The organism is Parabacteroides gordonii MS-1 = DSM 23371 (assembly GCF_000969825.1).
Classification (GTDB): Bacteria; Bacteroidota; Bacteroidia; order Bacteroidales; family Tannerellaceae; genus Parabacteroides; species Parabacteroides gordonii.
The window spans coordinates 258,046-280,277 of record NZ_KQ033920.1 but is presented as its reverse complement, the minus strand read 5'-3'; the positions used below and the strand labels follow the sequence as shown (position 1 = coordinate 280,277).

Below are 22,232 nucleotides of genomic sequence, written 5' to 3'. Positions count from 1 at the left end.
CAAAAAGGGCTACAATCATTTTGTATCCCTTTACCGTTTGCGCCTCTAAAATTAATCCTCTTCTTATTAATAATACGTCTCTGTCAGTGGAATATTAACCTCTACGGATATCATTCCGCTACTATCGCTACAAAAACGCACCTTATTTTCCCGAGCTAACCAACCCAACGCCAGAAAAATAACGGACTCTTTACAATGAGTCATTTCCCCGATTTTCCTGATGGACATGTTGCCCCTCTCTGCAAGCAAACGCCAGATCTTACCGGCATTTGAGCCAACGTCATTCTTATTCATAACACTCCATTTTTGATATGTGACTTAAAACTAATAATAATAAGTAAAACAGAGGTGTTCTATTTTACTGCCTTATTAGTCAATTATACCATTATTCATCAATTATTCCTTCTCAGAAAACAAAATGACTTTGTTTTATACTTATAAAACACTTCTCCGCAATAAAAGTTCAACAAAAAAAGCCGGTATTTGAATTAAATTGAAAGAATAAATAAATTCTCACTTACAATCAGATACAAATTACTGTTTTCTTTCATTATCAGAGCAGCAACAAAAGAAAACAGGAAATATCCAAAACAAAGCCTCTGTGTAAAATGTTTGAAATATAACAGAACATTAATAAAAGAGTACGATAATGGACGATTACGAATTAATTGATAACACAGAGAACCACCAATACGAATTTCATATTGGCAAACTGGTTCCGAAAATCGAGTATATTAAATCAAAAAATGGGGAAATTTATCTCACACACACGGAAGTACCTGTCCAACTGGAAGGGAAGGGTGTAGGCAGTCAACTGGTAGAAAAAGTACTGAAAGATATCGAAAGACAGGAATTACGACTGGTTCCGCTATGCCCCTTTGTAGCCGGATACATTAAAAAGCATCCGGACTGGCGACGCATCGTCATGAAAGGTATCAACGTAGGATAAAGGATAGACATTAGATAAAGCGATTATAGATATGGGAAAGAAAATTGAATATTCAAACGGCGAGTTGACCATTATATGGCAACCCGAACTATGTAAACATGCAGGTATTTGTGTAAAAACATTACCTCAGGTGTATAATCCGAAGGAAAGACCTTGGATAAAAATAGAAAATGCAACCACTGATGAATTGATCGCACAGATCAACAAATGCCCGTCAGGGGCACTTAGTTACAGACTTAATAAAAAAGAATAGATATATAATATAAAGAAAAGCTATAACTTAAGTTCAGACTTCCGTAGGGTTCGTTCACATACCGGCGGAAGTCTTTTTATTTTAGAAACGTAAACCAGCTGTCAGGGCATCGAATTATAATAACGCCACGTATCATCCCGCTTACGGTTCTTCCGCTTGTTTCTTTCTTTTTTGGAGAAAACCCATTTCAGCATATCATCCAGGGAGAAATAGAGTTTCACCGATCCGCCTACGGTTCCCCGCTTCTGCCCGTCTTTCACCACATCCGACGAATACAGGTTCTTCCCTCCTACAGCAGCCGTCACCGGTAGTTTTCCTACTTGTATTTCTTTTTTATCGATCAAACGTGTGGGCGGCGGCGTATAGGCTTCTTTGTTTATCGGCAAACAGGTATCCAACTCTATTACATACAAACGATACACACTGGGCGGCATCGATTTATATATCAGACGATCGCGTACAGTGTCTGCATCGGCATGCAAATATTCGGAAAAGTCTTTCAGGATGGGCAACTCCGTCGGGGCTTCCAGCATTTGCTGTCCGGGTTCATCTTCGAGATGAATAAATGTACCGCTATCGATCGCCTTTTGAAACTCCGGGTTGATACGGATCGTATCTTTTCCCGATAGAACACCCGACAACCACACCGAGTCCTTCTCACTCCAACTTTGTGCATATAGCCGGATATGAGAAACTCCCATCAACATCAGAATAAGTAAACACTGCTTCAACATCATGCTATATAAACGGTAAAAAGAATCGTATACTGCATGACAAGAACATAGATCGAATAGAAAAAAACGTTTGTTTACTGCAAATGGGCTTTGTAAACTTAGTGAATATTCATACTTTTACTGCCGGTTTCAAATGGAGAACACTCACGGCGAAATATTTATGAACTAACAATATAATATGTATGAAAAAGATTATTTCCTTATTTCTGGCCGCCACCGCCTTTGCCTGTACGCAGGAAAAGAGCGTGGACGTAACAGTGACAAACCCGTCCGCCATTGCCCGCTCGAATGAGATTACAGAGATTTCAATGGATGCAGTAGCCAAACTGAATGGCGAGTCTTTCATTATCTCCGACAACAACGGAACACAGATCCCTTATCAGATCACCTACGACAAAAAAATTATTTTCCCCGTTGATGTGAACGCAAACAGCAGCGTTACTTATAAGATCGAACCGGGGACACCGGAAGAGCCGGCAACGGTTGCCTGCGGTAAATTCTATCCGGAACGGGTGGATGATATCGCCTGGGAAAACGACCGTATCGCTTTCCGTACCTATGGCCCGGCTCTGCAAGCCACCGGCGAACAGGCTTTCGGCTACGATATATGGGTGAAGTGCGTTTCGGAGCCTGTTGTCGACATGCGTTACAAGACAGAGCTAAATCCGGAGTCGAGAGCCCAAATAGCCGAACTGCGAAAGACAGACAAGAAGGCTGCACAGGAATTGGCTAACTCCATCTCCTACCATATCGATCATGGCAACGGACTGGATTACTACAAGGTAGGCCCGACATTGGGTGCCGGTACTTCCGCCCTGTTGGCTAACGACTCTATTGTTTATCCGTACTGCTATAAGGAGTATGAAATCCTGGATAACGGCCCGCTGCGTTTCACAGTGAAGCTGGTCTACAACCCGCTTAAAGTAAAAGAAGATGCTTCCGTGATTGAAACACGCCTGCTTTCATTGGATGCAGGTTCGCAACTGAACAAAGTAACTCTGTCGTTCGATAACCTGAGTGAACCGACCCCGCTTGTAACAGGTATCGTTCTGCATGAACCGAGCAATGATTACCAGGCTGATGCTTCAAACGGTTACATCGCTTATGCCGATCCGGAAGACCCGGAAAACGGACAGATCTATGTAGCAGCCGTATTCCCCGAAAAGATCAGTGAAGCCAAAGCGGTAAACTTCTCCGACCAGGAGAAAAAGCAACGTGGCGCCGATGGTCATGTGTTGGCTTATACGACTTACACTCCGGGAAGCAATTATACATATTACACCGGAGCCGGATGGAGCAAATGGGGCTTCCGCAACTCTGCCGAATGGTTCAAGTATGTACAGGAATTTGCACAGAAGGTTAAACAACCGTTGCAGGTAACCGTGAAATAAGTTTTTCGTAAAATCTGCCCTCATGCCTTCATAAAGACAGGTTATCAGCTAATATACAAACACTTATAAATGAAGCCACCCGGTAAAGTGCATTCATCCGATGAAGGCAGTACAACCGGGTGGCTTCATTTGTAAAACACTAATTATAAGCATTATAAGACTCACCATGAAGGCATGAAGGCTAAAAATAAAAAAACTCTTTATCAGAGGATAAGCCCACCGTAAGAAGTAACACTTCCGATACTAACACATATATACTATGTTGGTAGCACGATAGATATGACAAACTAAATGTTAAGTCAGCACCCAATAATTCTACCCTGTACAGGGTAATCGATTATCCTGTACACCCTGGCGGATTATCCTGTACAGGCTGTTGTGCTACCCCCTACACCCTGGCAATAGAAAGTCCTTACTTATCCGATAAATAGTAGGGAGATTTGAATTAGTTTCCCCTATACTTCACGCTAGTCTGTGGCAATCTCCTTCATCGGATCCCAAAACACACGCTTCCAGTCTTTGATACGGTTATTCTCCACCATCACACCTTCTTCTGCCAGTTTTTCCTGCATTTCCGTAGGAGTGCCGAAAGCATCTTTGCCGGACAGGATGCCCTGGCTGTTTACGACACGGTAGGCAGGGATGCCGGTTTCCGCACTGTTGCAGTTACCTAAAACAGTTCCTACCATCCGCGACATATTCGGATAACCGATCGAGCGGGCTATCGCGCCATAACTGGTGGCACGACCCCGCGGAACGGTTTTTACCATTTGGTAGACAGCCTGTATAAAGTCTGCCTTATCAAAGTTCGACATGCTGAAATCAATTAAAGTTTACCGGCCAGTTCGTTCAACAATTCATTCCCGCCGGTTATCGTATCCCCGTTTTCATTAAAAATACCGATCAGATAACGTCCTTTCCAGAGAGACGGGATATCTCCGTTATAACGGTCTTTAATCAGCAATTCACCTTCCTGTACCTCCTGCGGTTGCTTGGTGAAAGCCATATACTGGGTCAATACATCTTTTACACCTTCGGGAGTGCCTCCATCCAATATAAATAACTGGAAACTCTGTCCGCCGCGTTCATACCTGGCCGTATAAACGGAACGCAGGAATTCATGGCCGATAAAGTTGGATGTTATATAACTGACGGAATAAGGGATCTTTCCTTCTTCCGGAAACAAACGGACTACCAACGGATAAGCGGCTTTGGCATCGATCTTTTCCGCCAACCCTTTTCCTATGGACTGCAATTCAGCCGACACATCACCGGAAACGTTGCTCCATATCTTCAGATACATATTTCCGGCAAAGAAATAAAGGTTGGTCTTATCCCCCTGCGCTTCTCCCCCGATGGGAAGGAAAGCCAGATCCGAAGAACGTTCCGAGGAATACATGCCGAAAGCATCCTCAGGGGTTGCATGACGATAGGCCTGTATAGTGATGTAATCGGCTCCTTTCTTATACTCCATCGAAGTCATTTCCCTGAAATTATTCTCGATGAAAAGCGGGGCGGCACCGTTGATCCGGTCAAACAGGTTGTCGGGATTGAACACTTCCACTTCATCCGAGATTGTCCAACCGGCCACCGCCGGCAACCACGATTTCAGTTCGTCCGGCGTTTGTGCCTTCAGCGGACAAACGGGCAAAAGGAATAAGAGCAACAAATAATTGATGTATCTCATAACGGGTATTTATTAAGTCAGAAATTCATTCGGAACCTGCAGAACCGGCGTGATAGCGGCTATCTTTGCCGATACGTCGAACCCGGAAGGACACGTCACCCGGCAGGTATCGCAATTCGCACAGATATCCGGCGAAAGGTTCAGCTCCGCCAGTGTCTCTTTCGACATCTTCGAATATTTATAGCCATAAGCATACATGTAGGCACGCATGATATCAGGAATAGGAAGATGTTCGGGACACTGCGTTTGGCATTTTCCGCATTGCTGGCAATACAACATTTCCTGTCCGCAGAGGGAAGCCAGATATTCCTGTTCGCCGGAAGTCAGTTCCGGATTGCGGCCGGCAGCCAGACATTCCTCCAGTTCGTCGTAATTGGAAAAACCGGGAATAGCGGTCGTTATATGTTCATTCTTCCAGGCCCATTTCAGACAGGCTTCTGCATTGATCTTCTTCTTACCGGCCGCATCTTCGGTTCCTCCGGTCATGGTCTTCATGGCAACCAGGCCGATACCGGCTTTGGCGGCACGGGCAATGGCTTCTTCCGTTTCTTTCAGGTTGGAGAGTTTGAAGTTATAGCTCAGCAGGATCACATCGTAAATTCCGGCTTCAATGGCTGCATCCAGCAGTTCCGGTTTACCGGCATGTGCAGAGAATCCGATGAAACGGGTTTTGCCCTCTTCCTTCAGCTTCTTCAGGACGGCAATCACACGTTCGTCTTTCACCTCTTCGACCTTGCTCAAAGCATGTGCGTAGAACAGGTCTACCTGATCCATTTCCAGCCGTTTCAGGCTCAGGTCGACAAGATCGGTATAGGTTTGTTCGAAATCATCTTTCAGCGGATAATCGAATTTACCTTTGGTGGCGATGAAGAAGCTGTCGCGTTTTTTCCCGGCAAAGAACTTCCCCAGCATTTCTTCGTTCTTTCCGTTCTGATACCCGTGAGCCGTATCAAAATGGAACAGCCCCGAGTTGTAAGCGGCTCTTACGACATTCGGATTATCGGCACGCATCACTCCCATACTCAGGATCGGAAGTTTTACCCCCGTTCGGCCAAGCGTACGGACAGGGATTTCATTCTCATTACCGGGCTGACTGGTACGGGTTGCAGCGACACCCGGCATAAGCAGGGCACCGGCTCCCGCAGTGGCCGAAAGCCTGAAAAAAGCTCTTCGATTAATACGTTTGGTTTTCATAGGATATAGAATTATATATGTGTGCTTATCGTCCTGTCCTTCACAAATATAGAAAGATTTATCAAAATAGTTCACTTTTTCCATAGGGTATTTATTTCCTGAACGATCTTATTAGTACAAACGAGTAATATTCACCTTTAAAACAATACAGAGATGAAAACGCAGTATAGACAATCCATCCGATTTTTGCTTGTCATGCTATTAGTAGTAGGAATGAGTCCGCTTCAGGCACAGGTACTAGAACGTGACGATGAGAACGCAGACTACATCACCGTTAGCGGAGTCGTTAAAGACAAGCAAAATAAAAAGCGACTGGAATATGTAAATATCTCCATTCCGGGCAGCACTTCAGGAACCATCACGAACGAGGAAGGGGAATTCTCTTTCAAGATCAAGGATGCCTCTCATGTGAAAGCGGTAGAAGTATCGCATATCGGATACTATAATAACAAAGTAACGCTCAACGGGGGCGATATTTCAGACCTGACCGTCTGGATGACTCCTTACGAGAACATGCTCGACGAGATCATCATCCATGCCCGCGAACCACGGCTCATCGTAGAAGAAGCGGTCAGAAAGATCCCGGCAAATTATAGTAAGAAGACAAATATGCTGACAGGTTTCTATCGCGAAACAGCACAAAAAGGAAAAAGATACATCAATATATCCGAAGCAGTGATCGATATTTACAAGACTCCGTATAACGAGTCGGCAGATCACGACCGGGTGCAGATATACAAAGGCCGCAAACTGTTGAGCCAGAAGAAAAGCGATACGCTTGCCGTGAAACTTCTCGGTGGCCCTACGATGTCGGTCTATGTTGACATAGTGAAGAACCCGGATGTATTGCTCGATCTGGAATGCCTTTCTTATTATACATTCAAGATGGAAGAATCGACCAATATCGATAACCGTCCGCAATATGTGATCAGTTTCCAGCCACAGGTGATCATGCCGTATGCCCTGTATTACGGAAAACTGTACATAGACAAGGAACGACTCTCATTTACCCGTGCAGAATTCAACCTGAGCATGGACGACCGCAACAAAGCGACCCAGGCCATCCTCAAAAAGAAACCGTTCGGATTACGTTTCCGCCCGCTCGAAGTGGCTTACCTGGTGACTTACAAGGAAAGGAACGGCGTAACTTATCTGAACTACATACGCAACGGGGTACGATTTAAATGTGACTGGAAACGCAAACTGTTCTCAACCAATTACACCATTATTTCGGAAATGGTCGTGACGGATGGCAAAGAGGATAATGTTGGCGGTATTCCGTACAAGATGGCATTCAAGGAATCACAATCATTGTCCGACAAGGTGGAAAACTTTATGGATGAAGATTTCTGGGGCGCTTACAATATCATCGAACCTACGGAATCGCTGGACAGCGCAGTAAACAAATTAAAAAAGCAACAGAAATAAATCTCAATATCTTTTCGTACATTTGAAGGACTCTAAACAGAAAGATCCGCGGCATGATAAACGACTTATTCGTATTAACTAAGATTAAAGAGGGGAACGTCAAGGCGTTCGAAGGCATCTTCCGGCTCTATTACTCCCCTCTTTGCCTGTATGCCGCAGGGATCACCGGAAACAGGGATGTGGCCGAAGAGATCGTGCAAGAGCTCTTTTACGTATTCTGGAAAGAAAAGGAGAAGCTGCAGGTGTTCCGCTCCATCAAAAGTTACCTGTACGGGGCGGTACGCAACCAGGCTCTCCAATACTGCGAACATCTGGAGGTGCGCAACCGGTACAGGGAAACCGTCTTAGCGGGCAACCCCGATGGCAAACCTTCCGATCCGCAGGATCAACTGGAATACAAGGAACTGGAAACACTGATCGACAAGACACTCAAAAAGCTGCCGGAACGCCGGCTCCGCATCTTCCGGATGCATCGCTTTGAAGGAAAGAAATATGCAGAGATAGCCTCTATCCTCTCCCTCTCGGTCAAAACAGTGGAAGCCGAAATGACAAAGGCGCTTCAAACGCTCAGAAAAGAAATTGAGAATTATACACAAACAGTATGACTCGGAAAGAAAAGGACAACAGAAAAACGGACCAGGCATGGACAACACTTTACAACCGCCTGGAGAAGGATGGTTTGATCACCCAAGCGGAGACAGCTCGTCCATCGCTTCGTCTGACTGCATTCAAATGGACAGCAGCAGCTGCTGTCATATTACTTTGTACATATATCTCCATCAACTATTTCAATCAAACAGAAAAGGAAATCGACCGGAACCTGCTTACCCGGCAGAATATGGAAACGACGACGCTGGCCACCACGCTCGAAGACGGTTCCATCGTCTATCTGGCCGGCAACGCAGCCATCCATTATCCGGAACATTTCCAGCCGGACAAGAGGGAAGTTTCCTTGCAGGGCAATGCGCTTTTCGATGTCACCGGAAACCGCACGCGGCCTTTCCTGATCGAAACGGAAGAGACACGTATCGAAGTACTGGGCACGGCCTTTAATGTGAAAAGCGACGGAAGCCGGCCTTTCGAACTGTCCGTACAGCGGGGAGTGGTGAAAGTGACCCTGAAAAAGAATGGACAGGACGTTTATGTCAAAGCCGGAGAGACAGCGACTCTCGCTTCCCGTAAACTCCACGTAAACCAGACCAGGCATCCGGAACAATTCTCGGAATATACCCGGCAGATACATTTTAAAGACGAACGGTTGGCCGACATCCTGCGTATCATCAACCTCAACACGGAAGATATACGTTTGCAGACCGTCCCCGCTCTGGAAGACCGGAAGCTGACCGTTACTTTCTTCAACAATTCGCCGGAAAGTATTGCCGAACTGATTTGCGGAGCCCTGAACCTGAAATATACACGTGATAAGAATGTGCTTACGTTGCATGAGAACTAACAGGATAAAAACAACCCGAGGTGAAACAGAACGTCACATATCGCATACTCTACTTCCTCATCGGACTACTGCTGGCCGTAGCAGTTCCTTTGCAGGCAGATGATAACGATATTCTCGACCGTGTCATCCATCTTTCCAAAAACAAGGAAACGGTGTATCACCTGTTGGGGGAAGTGTCCGAACGTTCCGGCTACCTTTTTATCTACGACAGTAAAATTATCGACAATGAGCAGGTCGTTAAAATTCCGGGCGGTAAATATACCGTCAGGGAAGCGATCCAGCTGATCACAGGGAATAAGCAACTCGGTCTCCGGGTGATCGGAAACCACATACTGATCTCACCGCCCGTAGAAGCGCCCCCGGTAAAGGTCGAACCGGTTCTTCCCGACAGCATCCGTTACTTCACGCTCGAAGGTATTTTGCGCGACAAATACAGCAATGAGCCTATTCCATTTGCTACCGTCGGTATCAGTGCGGAAGCGATAGGAAGCATCACAAACCAGGGGGGAGAATTCAGGCTCCGTTTGCCGGACTCCCTGCGTCAGTCACAAATCAGCTTTTCTCACCTGGGTTATCAGCCGCTTGAAATGTCCGGCGAGTTGCTGGCGGAGCGTTACAGTATGCTTACACTGGAGCCCAAAGTGATCTCCTTGCAGGAAGTTGTCGTCCGCATCGCAAACCCGTTGCGTTTATTGCGCGAGATGCAGGACAAAAAGAAACAGAATTACTCGCAGGAACCGGTCTACATGACCTCTTTCTACCGGGAAGGGATCGAACGGAAAAATAAGTTCGTCAGCCTGACGGAAGGCGTTTTTAAAATTTATAAAACGGCCTATAATAACCAGAACACGGTCGACCAGGTGAAATTGTTAAAAATGCGCCGCATCACCAGCAACCAGGAAAAAGACACCGTTGTCGCTAAGATGAAATCGGGGCTCAATGCCAGTATTACATTGGATATCATAAAGAATATGCCGGATTTCCTGATACCTGAAAGCGAGGTAAACTATCCTTATGTCTTTGCCCATTCCGACATCACCGTCATAGACAACCGGATGGCAAACGTGATCTCTTTCGAGCAACGCAACTTTATCACGACTCCGCTTTATAAGGGAAACTTATATATCGACTCCGAGAACAGCGCCCTGCTTCGCGCGGAGTTTGAGCTGCATCCCAAATACGTTAAAGAAGCCGCCGGCATGCTGGTCGAGAAGAAGAGCCGTAACTTGAAAATCACGCCGCAAAAAGTAATTTACACCGTCACCTACAAACCGTGGAACGGCACTTATTATATCAATCATGTAAGGGGCGACCTGCATTTTAAAGTGAAACAAAAAAGGCAGTTATTCGGCAGTTCCCCGCTTCATGTATGGTTCGAAATGGTTATATGTAAAACGGACACTGTTAATGTTAACCGTTTTACACGAAAAGAAACATTATCTACCCGAACCGTCTTTTCTGAAACAAAATTTAGCTATGATGAGAAGTTTTGGGGTGACTTTAATGTCATTCCACCGGAAGAAAAACTGAATGAAGCAATAGGAAAAATATCGTCGAAGATTGAAGAAACAGGTTACTAAAGGCTTAAAAATCATAAAGAGGGCCTTTTCTCAAAGGCCCTCTTTATAGGTTTTTAATAGGTATTAGTCTTTAAGGCAAAAAGATTGTTTAGGTTATCTGGATGCAAAGATGCGGGATTTTATGTTACTGCGCAAATAAAAAAAGATATTATAAAACACATTTTTAAAATTATCGAAACTTATTTGCAGCTTCTTCTATTTTTTAACATTTGCTCCCGTAGCTTAAAAATTGGTTTACCAAGGCAAAAGCACACATATTCTGTGAAATAACAAGCAAAATAACGCTGGTTATTTTACTTATTGCTACTTTATATCTTTTTCCCATCTTCCGGAGAAATGGAGCTAACCTTCTAATACTTGCAAATATACAAATGTTTTTTTAATAAATATGATAGGCCGGGAGCTGATAATCGCATGTGTATTTTGTGTATTTTTGCACCCGTATCAAGGTGACATCAGGTACAGAGTATAAACGTTTAAATTATCTTTTTTTGCATGTATACCGTAGTTAAGCGAATGGAAGTTTCAGCCGCACATAGCCTGAAGCTCTCCTATCCCAGCAAATGTGAGAACCTGCATGGTCACAACTGGATTATCACAGTTTATTGTCGCTCGAAGGAACTAAACGCCGATGGTATGGTGATCGATTTCAGCCATATCAAGAACTTAATCAAGAGCAAACTCGATCATCAGAACTTAAACGAAGTTCTCCCCTTCAACCCGACAGCAGAGAACATGGCCCGGTGGATTTGTGACCAAATACCCACCTGTTATAAAGTAGAAGTAAATGAATCAGAATCAAACACAGCGATCTATGAGAAAGATTAATCAGATTTTTTATAGCCTTCAGGGGGAAGGCTATCATACGGGAAAGGCGGCTGTCTTTATCCGTTTTTCAGGGTGTAACCTGAAATGTAGTTTCTGCGATACAGAACATGAGGAAGGAACATTGATGTCGGATGAAGAGATCATCAGGACGATTTCCGCCTATCCTTCCAACCTGGTCGTACTGACCGGTGGCGAACCTGCTTTATGGATCGATGAAGAATTTATCGACCTGCTCCACAAAGAAGGCAAATATATATGTATAGAGACGAACGGCACGCGCAAGTTGCCGGCAAATATCGACTGGGTGACTTGTTCGCCGAAGGAAGGTGCTCCTATCTGCATCGACCGGATGGATGAAGTGAAAGTGGTTTACCTCGGACAGGATTTGTCCTCTTATATCAATCTGCCGGCTAAGCATCATTATATACAGCCTTGCTCCTGCCGGAATACTCCCGAGATTGTAGAATACATCCTCCAACATCCGGAATGGCAACTCAGCTTGCAGACACATAAACTGATCGATATTCCCTGACCGGTTCTGTATGCTGCATCTGTAAGGGCGGTTCGCGAACCGCCCCTACCAACAACACTATATTTAAAACAGTATCTTACTATACAGTCATCTTATTCAATATCTTCGGGAACTGGATGGCAAAGATAATCGTGCAACAAATAGCTGCGGTTGCATCGGAAATAGCTTCTGCCGAATAGACACCGATCATTCCCATGAAACGCGGCAAGATAAGTGCAAGCGGAATAAGCAAAAGTACTTTCCGGAGCAAGGCAATAAAAATGGATATCTTTGCCTGCCCAAGAGCCACAAACATATTCTGACAGGCACGCTGCAAACCGAAAATAGTCATTCCCGCTAAAAAGACAGGCATCACTTCCTTCACCGTTCCGATAAGTTCTTCGTCTGCCGTAAAAGCCGAAGCAATAACCGACGGGAACAAGATCATAAACAACATCAAAGCGAAATTAAACAGGAACATAACAGTCATAGCGATCTTGAAACATTCCTTCACCCGTTCCCGGTTGCCATGTCCATAATTATAACTCACGATAGGAACAAATCCCAAAGCAAATCCGGTGAGCGGAACACTGACAAAGAGCATCGCACTCTGCATCACAGTCAATGCGCTTACATAAATATCCCCGAATGTCTTCAGCGTCCCGTTCAGGACAAAACCGACCAGGCTTTCGGTACTGGCCATAATAAAAGGCGAAGCCCCCAACGCCAGTATGGCACCGATCACTTTCCTGTCCGGTTTCATATACCGGGTTTCGAGCCGTAAGGAAGCACGGGAGGAAGTAAGAAACAACAATACCCAGAGAGCAGTAGCCGCCTGCGAAATAATCGTGGCAAGCGCAGCCCCTTTCACACCCATATCGAAAACAAAGATGAAAAGCGGATCGAGCAGGATATTAAGCACCGCACCGATCACCACCGACCACATCGCTATGCCCGGACGCCCCTGCGTATTGATAAAGGTATTCAGACCGACCGAAACCTCCACAAACAACGTTCCGATTAGATAGATCGAAAGATAATCCGTCGCATAACCGAGCGTCTGTTCGGAAGCACCGGTAAACAACAGTATCGGCTTCATAAAGATATACGCCAGCGCAGAGGTCAGGACAGTGAACAACAGGAGCAATACAAACCCGTTTCCAAGTATCCTCCCGGCATGCTGGCGGTTGCCTTGTCCCAACGCAATGGCGGCAAGCGGCGCACCTCCTCCGGCCACAATAGCGGAAAAAGCGGAGATCAGGATAATAATAGAACCGGCCACACCGATACCCGCCAGCGCCAGCGTACCTATTCCGGGAATATGCCCGATATAAATACGATCCACAATATTATAAAGCAGATTGACCAGCTGTGCAACGACTGCCGGAAGCGCCATCTTAAAAACGAGCGGCAGCATACGATCCGTACCCAGCCGCTCTTCATATACATTATTCATGCGCTAAGATCAAAGATACCGCACTTCCATTCCCCGAACGGTATCATCGATGGTGCCATTGTCATAAACCAGTTCTCCGTTGACAAACGTCTGGCTGACGCTATGATGGAAAGTCGTTCCTTCGAAAGGAGCCCAACCGCATTTATACAGGATGTTTTCCGGCGCCACAGTCCAACTCTTATCGGGATCGACCAGCACGAGGTCGGCATAATAGCCCGGACGGATGTATCCGCGACGGTCGATATGGAACAGGTCGGCCGGCATATGCGCCATCTTTTCCACCACCTTTTCATACGTGAAGCAACCTTCGGCCACCAGTTCGAGCATAGCCACCAGCGAATGCTGTACCAACGGGCCGCCCGAAGCAGCTTTCAGGCAACTTCCCTCCTTCTCCGACAAGAGATGCGGAGCATGGTCGGTCGCCACAATATCGATCGTATTGTTTTTAACTGCCTCGCGTAAGGCAATACGGTCTTCCAACGTCTTGATAGAAGGGTTCCATTTGATACGGTTGCCATATTTGGCATAGTCGCCATCGTGGAACCAGAGATGATGCACGCATACTTCCCCTGTAATTTTCTTTTCGCTCAAAGGGATCGCGTTACTCAGCAAAGAAAGCTCTTTGGCTGTGGACAGATGGAGAATATGCAGGCGTGAGTTCAGGCGCGTTGCCAATTCCACTGCTTCCGAAGAAGAGGCATAACAAGCCTCCTCACTCCTGATCTTGCTATGATAAGAAATATCGAGATCCTCGCCATACAATCCCGTATAATAAGCCAGGTTGCGTTTGATCACTTCCTCCTTTTCCGCATGGATCGCGATCAGCATATCCGCTTCACCGAAGATACGTTCGAGACTGTCTTTCTTGTCAACCAGCATATTCCCGGTAGAAGAGCCGAGAAAGAGCTTCAACCCTGGCACACGGCTGCGATCCAGTTTGCGGATCTCATCCATATTATCATTCGTTCCTCCGAAGAAGAAAGAATAGTTGGCGGCAGACGTTTCCGCCCCCCGTTGCAGTTTCCATTGCAGGTCGGCGATCGTGGTCGTCTGCGGCTTGGTGTTCGGCATATCCATGAAAGTCGTTATACCGCCGGCTACGGCAGCACGGCTTTCGCTGGCGATATCTCCTTTATGAGTCAGACCCGGTTCACGGAAATGCACCTGGTCGTCGATAGCGCCCGGCAATAAGAATTTACCTTCGGCGTCGATCACCTTTACATTATCGGTTGTTGCCGGAACAGCACCTTCAAATACTTCGGCTATTTTATCACCATTAATAAGGACTGATCCCTTAAACATACGTCCTTCGTTAATGATGCAAGCGTTTTTTATCAGAATTTTATTCATATGCTTTGTGTTTATTTTTCACAAATGTACATGATTCTATTCAAAAACAACACAAGCGCGGGCGGTTATTCATAAGAATAGGCCTGAATTTCTACCGGGCCGATCAAACCGGACGATTGCAACGGCGAATCGGATTTCCAGGGATTCACGTTTGTCCATGTGCCGCGCTCCTGCTCCGGCAACAGGCTGTCGCCTATCAAACGGTTCATCCAGTTGTTCACCACTTCCACTTCGATCAGGTTCTCCCCTTCCACCAGGTATTCCCCAACCGGCAAGCGATAAGGCATTGTCCATACGCCACCTGCATACTGTCCGTTCACCTTTACTTTGGCCATCACCATCACCTTTCCCAAATCCAGATAAAGCGGTTTCTGAGGTAATTCAGGCAATGTGATCCGGTTGGTGTAGACTGCTTTTCCGGAGAAATAGCGGATCGACGCATCCGCAGAAGTCGTCCAGTCCTTCAGTTCCGGGAAAGTAACAGTTTCCGACGGCCCTCTTTTCCCTTTCTCAAAAGCGACCTGCCAGGGAGAAGCGACCGTTGCCAACACTTCTTTATGCGGATAATTCCGGGCGGCCGTTTTCTTCGGAGAGCCTTTTTTACGGAATATAAGGAATGAACTTTCATATCCTTCCAGACGCACCGGGACAGTGGTCACCTCACCGGAACAAGCAAACTCCGGAAGATAACGGATCTCCGCCGTCAACGGGTTCCACAACTCCGGTAATTTGCCGGATACGCGGAATGCCGGATTGATCTCCACCGGTTCGCCACTTTGGTTGGAGATAAAATAAATATCCCCTTCATGCGTCGCCCGATGAATAAACAACACCGGAGCACCGGAGTCGACACGCATATCAGGCTTTATATTCAGGGCATCCAGCACCGGCTGCAGATTGTCCGTCGATGCGTACAAACGTCCTTTCCCTATTTTCTTCATGGGTTCCTTCTTTTCTCCCCAAAGCTCGGTAGCCAAAGCCTTCACTTCCTGATCGGCTGCCGGATAATTGCTCAGGCTCGGGGAATATTCCGGTGCCGGGCCAACAATACAAGCTCCGGCATGCAACAAGTCTTTCAGTTTCCGCAAGACTTCGGGGCGCATCGTCTTCAATTGCGGCAAAACAAGCAGGCGGTATTTCATGCCGCCCGGCAAGACGATCCTGCCGTCTTTCACGGTGGCACGTTCCAGTAACACTTCTGCATTGATATAATCGAAAGAATAGCCCGCAGGAAGTGCCGGTGTACAGACGCCTGTCATCTTGGGCGCATCCTCACCAATGAAATAGGCTACATCCGCCACATAATCCCCTTGTTGCAACAGGAAGTTACAACGTTTCAGATAGTTGGTAAAAACATCCATCTGGCTGAACCAGGTATTCTTCCGGTTAAACTCATTCCCGAACCAGGCATCCATTCCCGGCTCGCGGTCTTCGAACGGCTGATGGATATACACATGCAATAACGTGCTGTTTATCCCTTCCGTAAAGAAACGATCCCCGCGCTGCTTCATCAGATTGGGATAGCGGCTGAACGCAGGCCCTCCGCTGGTGAAGGATTCAGCCCAGATGCGTTTCTTCCCGTAGATATGTCCGCAGGAAGAAGCCGCCCGGTTCTCGATGTCACCCAGCGAGCCTTCGCTCCAGAACTCTCCGGCTATCTCGTCGGACTGGCCGCCATATTGCAGGAACTCACCCGGGAAACCCCAATGGCCGTAATTCTCCAGCCAAGTCGTCAGCCCGTATTGATGGCAGACATCCCGCAAGCCACCCACATAATCGTAGGAAACACGGTCGGCCACCAGACGCCGCAAGTCCCAGAGGAAACGATCCGAGAGATCGGGACTGCCGACCACAACACCATTCAACACCGGAAGATACGGAACAGGATCGTACCCGTAACGTTCTTTGAAAACATCGATCATATCGTCCGTCCAGTTCTGCCCGCCGGTTTCATAGCTGTCCTGCACCACGACCTTGAATGTTTTCCGGTCGGCTTCCGGGATGCGTTTCAGGATTTCGCCGATAAAGGCGTCGAAATGGAAAGCGACGTGTTTGCGGCTCATCTTATCGATCTCCGGCCCTGTTGCTTCGGGAGCCGCCGGCGAGTTTGTCACACCCGTCGGAAGCATAACCATCCGCCGGATTACCCAGTCGCCTGCCGGCACTTCCCAGTTCAACACGCCATGCTGCGCGAAAGCAGTCACGTCTTTGACCTTCTCCGGAGAAACCAGTAAAGAGGCATCACTGACAGCCGGCTGTTCCTTCCAAAGATAATCGTCCCACATAGGCAACGGAGTCTGGAACATCTTCGCCAACGACTTTTCCGGATAACGCTCCACCATCGGGGAAGAAGAAAGCGTCACCTCGCCATTCGCTCCCCCTTCGTCCGACATTTCCAGGCGGAACTGCGAAGCGGTAACTTCCGGAAGGGAAATAACGACAGGTGCATAAGGATCGAAGCCGACATTGAGAGCCGGATTACTCCGGTCGATCGTAAACTCCCTGACCAGTTCTTCCTGCCCTCCTTTTTTCGCCCATAACTTGGCATCCGTTTTAAAAGGTGTATTCACCCGGAAAAGCAGGGTGCGGATTGTTTCCTTCTTGTTGAAGAACAAGACTGTCGAAGAGGCTTGCCCGGACTTCTTCCTTACAGGCCAGCTTTTCTCCACGGTGGGTTCGGTGGATGCCGGATAAGCGATTACACAGACTTCCTGCTCCTCTTTGCCAACGGAAGGCAAAGTAAGTTGCATATATTTTGGCCCCGAAACGACCGTGTCGGCAGAGGTCAGATAACGCATGGCCTGCGTGCTCTTCACCCACGGGCCGCCGGACTGGCTCCATCCCGGACTATTGAATATACCGATTTCGATATCCAGTTCCGTGGCTTTCTTCAAGGCCGCATGCAGCACCTCCCACCATTCGGGACTCAACAATTTATTATCGCCATAAGGAATACCATCGATCCCGATGTTCCCGATAAAGGCTCGGTTGATACCAGCCACTTTCATCGCTTCCAGGTCACGCTCGACCCCTTCTTTCGATAAGTTATCGGAAATCCAGTACCAGTAAACACCGATCTGCACACTATCGGGAATAGAGCGAAAACCCTCCTCAATCCGGGCAAAGGAAGCCACAGACCGATCCGTCTTACTACAAGAGAAAAGCCCCTGGCTGGCGCAGGCAAGAAGGCATAAAAAGAATAAGTGTGTTATTTTCTTCATAATACATCAGTTTAGCTGTTAGCAAAAACTCACATAAGTATCTATACGTACAAAAATACAAACTATATTCCTTTTAAAAGCTTATAAAAATGACAATCTACCTTTCAATTCTGACAGAGACGGAGATGGTCTGTCCGGCCACCTGGTCGGCCGGTTGCATAATCTTCAGATCATAGTCATTGATTCTCATGGATAAAGAGGACTGTGTATGGGTCGGATCGGCGGCATGGATACGGACATTGCCTGCCCTTTCTTCCACCCTGTAAATACCCGGTGTCTTTATCTCCAATGCCAGGTCAGCGGCCAGGCGGATCGCTCCTTCCTGATAGGCGGTAATATAATAACAGGTATTTATTGCAACGGCCTGCATGGCTTCATCGTTACGAAGTACGCGAATATCCTCCGTACGGAAAGAAGCCGTGCGCCCGGCTGACGAAGCCGGAAGAATTAGATACTGATAAGAGCCCGGAACATCCTTCGGATGACGGATATACAAGGAAACAACCTCCCCTTCCACTGTCTGCGGCGTATAGGAACCCATAAAGTCAGACCAGCTCCCGGAACGTTTTTCGGAGATCGCCACACTGTTCTGCGGCTGCATCAGGATATAACCGGTGCTGTCGTGGAAGAAACGCAAGGCTTTTCCGGTAGAAGTAAACAGGCCGTCCACCGGATTCCAGCGACCGTTGTCGAAGTAAGACAACGCTCCCCGCTTCTTCCGCTGATCGATGGATGTCGTTATGCTTAACGTGCTGTCCGACCGGATACCGGCACCCAGACACAAAATAAACTCATCCGTCACAACCCACGACTTGCGGGCATTCAGTCCGTCGCGGTTCAATACCATTGCCGTCATGCCTGTATGGCCATCGGTCACACCGCCGACAAAGGCCGTTTCATTACGGGTATGTGCACCATAACTACGCGGAGAAGGCACCGGGGCATCGCTTTCGTAAGAAGTAACACCCGGTATCTTACGCCAATCCCAGAACGGGAACACATTCAGATATTCATCCCCGTTACGATAAATATACGTAGCCCCGTCGCCCATATAAAACCCTTTCAGATTATCTTCATTGACCAACTCTGTGCCGATCACCCGTTCGGAAGCCATCTTGACCGAAGCCATCCATTTCGGGGCACGATGTATCGTCTGATCCGAATCCCAGAAATGCTTCTGTCCGGCAAAAGCAGTACCTTCCGGCTGTTGCGGTGGGAAATTATCATCCAGCAAAGCCTGTATCTTCGCGACATCAGTTGGGGAACTTCCTTTGCGGAGCGAGTTGGCCGCGTTACCGATGGCAAGTGCCTTATGTATAGGCGCATTATGGAACAGTTGGCGGTCGAGCGCATTCACATCCATATATCCCCGCCAGATGATCCAGCGGTAACCTTCCGTCAGCAGGTTATTCAGAATAGCTTGTTGTTCGGCACTCAGGGCAAACGAGGTTCCGGCAAACAGCCCCGAATAGAAACTCATTTCCGAGAGATAAGCCAGCCCGTAGTTGCCGAACTGCTGTTGCGGCCCGTGCTGGTGGAAACTCCAATCGCTCTTGATCCCTTCCGGCCGTCCGGTCGTTATTTCAGAAACGATCGTGTCGCGGGCTGCCTTCACCAGCGCGTAATCGTCCAGCAACAGTCCTTTCATCAGTACATTTCCGGCCAGCCATACCTTATTTTGTCCCGTCATGCCGAAGCGGGCGTTATCCATCACCTTCACCGCCTCTTTCTGCTCGTCGGGTGTCATCTGCGTACGAAGCAGGATAAAAGCCGGGCCGAACGTTTTGGGAATGCCGATCTCGTTATACCACCAGTTCTTGCAGACCGGCTTCGTACGAAACCAATAGCCGAGAGCCTGATGAATAACCGTCGAGAAACGGGGCGACCACGTGCAGGAAGGGCCTTCGGCGTGATAGAGTTTCGCCAGTTCCAACACCCGGTCGGCATGCTTCTTGGCATCCCAGCCGGAACGTTTCGTGTCGGCATAATTGATATCCGGCCACGCGCCATCCTCACCGAGACTCTCCATATAGGCTTTGATACCGTCTATATTGAATGGATACCGCTGATGCAGTTCCACCACCATCTGATCCGACATTTCCGTTTCGGGCGGAATACCGGCCAGTATGCGGTTCAGCAGATCGGAGTCGTCGTTGGAACTCACCAGCGACTGGATATAGTTTTGCCGGATCTGTTCCAGCTCATCGACAGGTGTTTGCGAAAACGCGCCGGTAGACACCAATAATAAGGCTGATAGTAGCAGTCTATTTATAAGGTATTTCATAAGTATTAAATTTAATGCGGAAGTTTTCCCTCCTTTTACTTCTTCTGCGGATACTTACGGAAGAGACTCCACCACTTCAGTTTCAATACGCCGAACAGGGCTTCGCCGAAGATAGAAGAGTTCATCTTCGAAGTCCCCAGCACACGGTTGATAAAGATGATAGGCACTTCCACCAGTTTGAAACCACACTTATAAGCAGTGAACTTCATCTCGATCTGGAAAGCATATCCTTTGAAATGTATATGGTCGAGGTCGATCGTTTCGAGCACTTCGCGGCGGTAACATTTAAAACCGGCCGTCGTGTCCTGTATCTTCATACCGGTAACCAGGCGGACATAGACGGATGCGTAGTACGACATCAGTACACGTCCCAGCGGCCAGTTCACCACATTCACGCCATTGCTGTAACGCGAACCGATAGCCACATCGCCCCCCTGCTCCGTGCAGGCGGCATATAATTTAGGAAGGTCGTTCGGATTATGGCTGAAGTCAGCATCCATCTCGAATACAAAGTCGTATTTATGTTCGATCGCCCATTTAAAGCCACAGATGTAAGCAGTACCCAATCCCAGCTTACCTTGTCTTTCCACCATAAAAAGACGTTCGGGAAATTCTTTCTGCAAACGCTTCACGATATCCGCCGTACCGTCGGGAGAACCATCATCTATAATCAAAATATGAAACTCTTTTTCCAACCCAAACACCGCACGGATAATATTCTCAACATTCTCTTTCTCGTTGTAAGTAGGAATAATTACAATACTGTCTGACATATACGAATTATTTATGATCAACTATGAAGCACAAAACTACAAACTATTTGTCGATTATGCCCTAATTTTATTGAAATTTACGCTGGCAGGAGATAAATCCTTCTTAAAAAGCTTTGCCCCGTCTCCATCCGAAGAAAAAAGAAACAAGGAAGAGAATGCCGAAGATCCAGAAACCGATACGCGGACTTTGGGATTTCTCGGTTTGGCTGTTTTCCAGCCGGGCATGCAGTTGTTCGTTTTGTTCTTCGTATTGATAAACCAGCGCTTGCAGGCTGTCGCAGGTGGCGTAGACAAACAATGTGTCGTGCAGGAAGCGGATTTCAGCGGTTGCCTGCCCGCTTTTCTGTACAAAAGCGGCTCCGGAAGGCAGTTCCTTCAGCCTGCCGGCAGGGATCGTTAAGCGGGCACGGCTTTCAGGGATTTTAGTTGTCCGGACAGATAACCGGCTGGTTTGCCGTAAACTATCGGTTTGTTGCCGGGATGAATTGGTTTGTTTGCTGGTCGAACAGTTTACAAAAAACAGGATGAAGAAAAAGAACAGGCTGAATTTCATTTGTAAAGTACCTGCCTGCGGTTAAACCCTTCCCGGTAAGAAAGATGCAGGAACTTCTTCCGGCGGTAAACGATTGCCTGGTCGAAATCGAGACCGGAAGCTTTCAGGATATCCAGCAATTTCAGCGGGCCTTCTGCGATATAACAATCGGCCGCCTCCCCTTTCGTATGTTGCGAGTTTTTGACTCCGCCGGCCAACAGGTTGACTGTTTCATTGCGGTAGCCACTGGTGATGGCGATAGCATTGCCGTAGCGGTCGCGAAGCGGTTGAAGCAGATACGTTGTGAGGTTTCTCAATGACTGGAAAGCCAGCGGGCCGGGAACGTTTTCAAGCCCGTGTTCGACTGCGGTGCGGCTGTATGTGAGTTCTTGTAAAGTGAAATTTCTACTAAGGTTCATTGATTTTGTTTGTATTTATAATCGACTCCGAACAGTGCACCGGCAAATGTCGCCGTCTCGCCGAAAGCTACCAGCACGCTGTTGTGGATCTCACCCAGCGGCGCCGTCCAGAAGCCGAAAAATAAAAGAAGGATACCGGCTGCGGTCAGCAGCACGGCAATCCATAATTGTACACTTTGTTTCTTCACT

Annotated in this window: 22 protein-coding genes; 9 read left to right on the top strand and 13 right to left on the bottom strand. The window is 47.4% G+C overall.

Annotated features, from left to right (window positions below):
* Positions 1–66: 66 nt before the first annotated feature.
* Positions 67–294 carry a winged helix-turn-helix domain-containing protein gene (locus HMPREF1536_RS18085; protein ID WP_028726657.1) on the bottom strand — a complete coding sequence of 76 codons (228 nt, stop codon included), beginning with the start codon at positions 292–294 and terminating at the stop codon, positions 67–69.
* A 352-nt stretch (positions 295–646) separates the two neighbouring features.
* Between HMPREF1536_RS18085 and HMPREF1536_RS18080 the strand changes: the two genes are divergently transcribed.
* Together HMPREF1536_RS18080 and HMPREF1536_RS18075 are read left to right on the top strand one after the other, a co-directional pair.
* Positions 647–949 (top strand): GNAT family N-acetyltransferase, encoded by a 303-nt coding sequence (locus tag HMPREF1536_RS18080; protein ID WP_028726658.1) that lies wholly within the window; start codon positions 647–649, stop codon positions 947–949.
* 31 nt (positions 950–980) lie between these two features.
* On the top strand, positions 981–1,202 hold the full coding sequence (locus HMPREF1536_RS18075) for a (4Fe-4S)-binding protein (RefSeq protein WP_028726659.1): 222 nt from the start codon (positions 981–983) through the stop codon (positions 1,200–1,202).
* Between the two features lie 101 nt (positions 1,203–1,303).
* Here the strand turns inward: HMPREF1536_RS18075 and HMPREF1536_RS18070 are convergent, their stop codons facing one another.
* Positions 1,304–1,939 (bottom strand): hypothetical protein, encoded by a 636-nt coding sequence (locus tag HMPREF1536_RS18070; RefSeq protein WP_028726660.1) that lies wholly within the window; start codon positions 1,937–1,939, stop codon positions 1,304–1,306.
* 179 nt (positions 1,940–2,118) lie between these two features.
* Between HMPREF1536_RS18070 and HMPREF1536_RS18065 the strand changes: the two genes are divergently transcribed.
* Positions 2,119–3,327 (top strand): DUF4861 domain-containing protein, encoded by a 1,209-nt coding sequence (locus tag HMPREF1536_RS18065; protein ID WP_028726661.1) that lies wholly within the window; start codon positions 2,119–2,121, stop codon positions 3,325–3,327.
* 467 nt (positions 3,328–3,794) lie between these two features.
* Here HMPREF1536_RS18065 and HMPREF1536_RS18060 read toward each other — a convergent pair whose 3' ends face one another.
* The 3 genes from HMPREF1536_RS18060 to HMPREF1536_RS18050 are packed head-to-tail and all read right to left on the bottom strand — an operon-like array spanning position 3,795 to position 6,208.
* A complete protein-coding gene (locus HMPREF1536_RS18060; RefSeq protein ID WP_028726662.1) occupies positions 3,795–4,142 on the bottom strand; it encodes an MGMT family protein in 348 nt (115 codons plus the stop codon).
* Between the two features lie 11 nt (positions 4,143–4,153).
* On the bottom strand, positions 4,154–5,014 hold the full coding sequence (locus HMPREF1536_RS18055) for a DUF6599 family protein (protein WP_028726663.1): 861 nt from the start codon (positions 5,012–5,014) through the stop codon (positions 4,154–4,156).
* Between the two features lie 12 nt (positions 5,015–5,026).
* On the bottom strand, positions 5,027–6,208 hold the full coding sequence (locus HMPREF1536_RS18050; protein ID WP_028726664.1) for an aldo/keto reductase: 1,182 nt from the start codon (positions 6,206–6,208) through the stop codon (positions 5,027–5,029).
* 153 nt (positions 6,209–6,361) lie between these two features.
* Here HMPREF1536_RS18050 and HMPREF1536_RS18045 point away from each other — a divergent pair, with 153 nt between their 5' ends.
* The 6 genes from HMPREF1536_RS18045 to HMPREF1536_RS18020 all read left to right on the top strand — a co-directional run bounded on the left by HMPREF1536_RS18045 (position 6,362) and on the right by HMPREF1536_RS18020 (position 12,029).
* On the top strand, positions 6,362–7,636 hold the full coding sequence (locus tag HMPREF1536_RS18045) for a carboxypeptidase-like regulatory domain-containing protein (RefSeq protein WP_028726665.1): 1,275 nt from the start codon (positions 6,362–6,364) through the stop codon (positions 7,634–7,636).
* Positions 7,637–7,689: 53 nt separating this feature from the next.
* Positions 7,690–8,241, top strand: a complete 552-nt coding sequence (locus HMPREF1536_RS18040) for an RNA polymerase sigma-70 factor (RefSeq protein ID WP_028726666.1) — start codon at positions 7,690–7,692, stop codon at positions 8,239–8,241.
* Positions 8,238–9,089 (top strand): FecR family protein, encoded by an 852-nt coding sequence (locus tag HMPREF1536_RS18035; protein WP_028726667.1) that lies wholly within the window; start codon positions 8,238–8,240, stop codon positions 9,087–9,089. The genes HMPREF1536_RS18040 and HMPREF1536_RS18035 overlap by 4 nt, the downstream gene beginning before the upstream one ends.
* Positions 9,090–9,109: 20 nt before the next feature.
* Entirely contained in the window at positions 9,110–10,669 is a 1,560-nt protein-coding gene (locus HMPREF1536_RS18030; protein ID WP_044191584.1) for an STN and carboxypeptidase regulatory-like domain-containing protein, read from the top strand.
* A 495-nt stretch (positions 10,670–11,164) separates the two neighbouring features.
* Positions 11,165–11,497, top strand: a complete 333-nt coding sequence (gene queD, locus HMPREF1536_RS18025; RefSeq protein ID WP_028726669.1) for a 6-carboxytetrahydropterin synthase QueD — start codon at positions 11,165–11,167, stop codon at positions 11,495–11,497.
* The gene (locus HMPREF1536_RS18020) at positions 11,484–12,029 is read left to right on the top strand and encodes a 7-carboxy-7-deazaguanine synthase QueE (protein WP_028726670.1); all 546 of its coding nucleotides are present in this window, start codon (positions 11,484–11,486) and stop codon (positions 12,027–12,029) included. The genes queD and HMPREF1536_RS18020 overlap by 14 nt, the downstream gene beginning before the upstream one ends.
* 79 nt (positions 12,030–12,108) lie before the next feature.
* Here the strand turns inward: HMPREF1536_RS18020 and HMPREF1536_RS18015 are convergent, their stop codons facing one another.
* The 8 genes from HMPREF1536_RS18015 to HMPREF1536_RS17980 form a co-directional block, all read right to left on the bottom strand.
* Complete coding sequence (locus HMPREF1536_RS18015) at positions 12,109–13,464, bottom strand: MATE family efflux transporter (RefSeq protein ID WP_028726671.1); 1,356 nt, start codon at positions 13,462–13,464, stop codon at positions 12,109–12,111.
* 9 nt (positions 13,465–13,473) lie between these two features.
* Positions 13,474–14,814 (bottom strand): dihydroorotase, encoded by a 1,341-nt coding sequence (locus tag HMPREF1536_RS18010; RefSeq protein WP_028726672.1) that lies wholly within the window; start codon positions 14,812–14,814, stop codon positions 13,474–13,476.
* A 65-nt stretch (positions 14,815–14,879) separates the two neighbouring features.
* Positions 14,880–18,035: a glycosyl hydrolase gene (locus HMPREF1536_RS18005; protein WP_028726673.1), complete on the bottom strand. Its 3,156-nt coding sequence runs from the start codon at positions 18,033–18,035 to the stop codon at positions 14,880–14,882.
* Positions 18,036–18,132: 97 nt separating this feature from the next.
* Positions 18,133–20,319, bottom strand: a complete 2,187-nt coding sequence (locus HMPREF1536_RS18000) for a polysaccharide lyase family 8 super-sandwich domain-containing protein (RefSeq protein WP_028726674.1) — start codon at positions 20,317–20,319, stop codon at positions 18,133–18,135.
* Between the two features lie 35 nt (positions 20,320–20,354).
* Positions 20,355–21,092, bottom strand: coding sequence for a polyprenol monophosphomannose synthase (locus HMPREF1536_RS17995; protein WP_028726675.1), 738 nt, complete (start codon positions 21,090–21,092; stop codon positions 20,355–20,357).
* A 103-nt stretch (positions 21,093–21,195) separates the two neighbouring features.
* Positions 21,196–21,645 carry a hypothetical protein gene (locus HMPREF1536_RS17990; RefSeq protein ID WP_028726676.1) on the bottom strand — a complete coding sequence of 150 codons (450 nt, stop codon included), beginning with the start codon at positions 21,643–21,645 and terminating at the stop codon, positions 21,196–21,198.
* Positions 21,642–22,043, bottom strand: a complete 402-nt coding sequence (locus tag HMPREF1536_RS17985) for a D-Ala-D-Ala carboxypeptidase family metallohydrolase (RefSeq protein ID WP_028726677.1) — start codon at positions 22,041–22,043, stop codon at positions 21,642–21,644. Before HMPREF1536_RS17985 ends, HMPREF1536_RS17990 begins: the two co-directional genes overlap by 4 nt.
* On the bottom strand, positions 22,040–22,231 hold the full coding sequence (locus HMPREF1536_RS17980; protein WP_028726678.1) for a hypothetical protein: 192 nt from the start codon (positions 22,229–22,231) through the stop codon (positions 22,040–22,042). Before HMPREF1536_RS17980 ends, HMPREF1536_RS17985 begins: the two co-directional genes overlap by 4 nt.
* Position 22,232: the final 1 nt, after the last annotated feature.